2 protein-coding genes are annotated in these 1260 nt (G+C 45.2%); both read right to left on the bottom strand.

Annotated features, from left to right (window positions below):
- A partial coding sequence (locus V2H77_RS00575) for a GDP-mannose 4,6-dehydratase (protein ID WP_341497248.1) occupies positions 1–469 on the bottom strand: 469 nt, incomplete at its 3' end.
- A gap of 5 nt (positions 470–474) precedes the next feature.
- Entirely contained in the window at positions 475–1248 is a 774-nt protein-coding gene (rfbF, locus tag V2H77_RS00570; RefSeq protein ID WP_265379050.1) for a glucose-1-phosphate cytidylyltransferase, read from the bottom strand.
- Positions 1249–1260 lie beyond the last annotated feature (12 nt).

Genomic DNA, 1260 nt, shown 5'->3' with positions numbered 1-1260 from the left:
AGGGATCATAGCCGCCCATAGCTTCGTTTTCACGATAGCCCCAAACCCATTCCCTGTTTTCGTAGCATTTGTCACTGGTAATGTTGACAACTGCCTTAATACCGCCAACCTGCTTGATAGCTTCCAGCAAATAGACTGTCCCCATTACATTGGTGGAATAAGTCTCAATAGGATTATCGTAGGAGAGTCTTACTAGTGGTTGAGCCGCCATGTGAAAGACTATCTCGGGTTTGAAGTCAGTTATGGCTTCACGCAGATGGAAAAAATCACGGATATCCCCTTCTTCAGAGAGCAGACCTTTATGAACGTTCGCCACTTCAAATAAGCTGGGTTCAGTTGGTGCAGGTAGCGAATAACCACGAATAATTGCTCCCATCTCTTCAAGCCACAAGGAGAGCCATCCCCCCTTAAAACCGGTATGCCCCGTGAGAAAAACACGCTTTCCACGCCAGAAGTTTGCTTCAATCACAGTGTTTACTCCCAAATCTTCCACGGAGCTTGTCTCTTCTCCCATAATGCTTCGAGATAATGTTTATCGCGCAGAGTATCCATAGGCTGCCAGAAGCCTGTATGTTCATATGCCATCAATTCGCCCTGTTCTGCCAGGGTCATTAGCGGTTCTTGTTCCCAGGTAGTAGCATCATTATCGATGAGATCAATCACTTTTGGGCTGAGTACAAAGAAACCACCATTGATCATGGCGCCATCGCCTTTTGGTTTTTCTTGGAAAGAGCGGATCTGTTTATTCTTGATGTCAAGCGCACCAAAACGTCCCGGCGGTAAGGTGGCGGTAAGAGTAGCCAGTTTTCCATGATTACGATGAAAATCGATAGTGGCTTGAATATTCACATCGGAAACACCATCCCCATAGGTGAATAGAAAAGCTTCATCGTTCTTTATATAATCTGCTACCCGCTTCAGACGTCCTCCTGTCATAGAGGTATCCCCGGTGTCAACCAAGGTGACATTCCAAGGCTCGGCTCGTTTCTCATGCACTTCCATCCGATTCTCTGACATATAAAATGTTACGTCAGACATATGCAGGAAATAGTTGGCAAAATACTCTTTGATAACATATCCCTTGTAACCACAGCAGATGATAAAATCATTAATACCATGAGCAGAGTACATTTTCATGATATGCCATAAGACAGGCTTTCCACCAATCTCCACCATTGGCTTTGGTTTTACCACTGTCTCTTCGCTCAGACGAGTACCCAAGCCCCCGGCCAAAATTACTGCCTTCATGATTTCCTCATT

The sequence above is a fragment of the Photorhabdus sp. P32 genome (genome assembly GCF_038085095.1).
In the GTDB taxonomy this organism is placed as follows: Bacteria; Pseudomonadota; Gammaproteobacteria; order Enterobacterales; family Enterobacteriaceae; genus Photorhabdus; species Photorhabdus luminescens.
This window is presented reverse-complemented; position numbering and strand designations above follow the sequence as displayed.